Source organism: Mesorhizobium sp. M3A.F.Ca.ET.175.01.1.1, from assembly GCF_004791945.1.
Lineage (GTDB): Bacteria > Pseudomonadota > Alphaproteobacteria > Rhizobiales > Rhizobiaceae > Mesorhizobium.
This window is the reverse complement of record NZ_SRTP01000158.1, coordinates 1-355: the sequence shown is the minus strand read 5'-3', so window position 1 is coordinate 355 and position 355 is coordinate 1. Positions and strand designations below refer to the sequence as shown.

Sequence of the window (355 nt, the reverse complement as noted above, 5' to 3'; positions counted from 1 at the left end):
TGCCGGCCGACGAGATCGCGCTCGCGGATGTCGAGATAGGCGGCGACGCGGGGATCCTGCGGGTCGTCGATGGGAATGAGGTTCATGCAAATCTCGCCGGCAAAAATTGCCAGCGAGGTAAGGCGCTTTGGAGAGCGCGGGTCAAGTGCCGGCGCGGCGCATCCTGTAGGCCATCTGGGACAGGTCGCCGTCGCCGAAAATGCCTTCCAGCATGCGCAGCAGCTCGCGCACCGCGTCGGACTTGCAGGAATAGTAGATCATCTGGCGATCGCGGCGCGTCTCGACGAGATCGAGCGCTCTCAGCTTGGCCAGATGCTGCGACAGGGCGGACTGGCTCAACCGGACTTTCTCGGCG

1 protein-coding gene and 1 pseudogene are annotated in these 355 nt (G+C 64.2%); both read right to left on the bottom strand.

The genetic code is table 11. The features are described from left to right. Window positions 1–86: pseudogene (locus EN818_RS34115) on the bottom strand (RNA methyltransferase); the annotation flags it as partial. Between the two features lie 55 nt (window positions 87–141). Then, a partial coding sequence (locus tag EN818_RS31165; RefSeq protein WP_135906662.1) for an ArsR family transcriptional regulator occupies window positions 142–355 on the bottom strand: 214 nt, incomplete at its 5' end.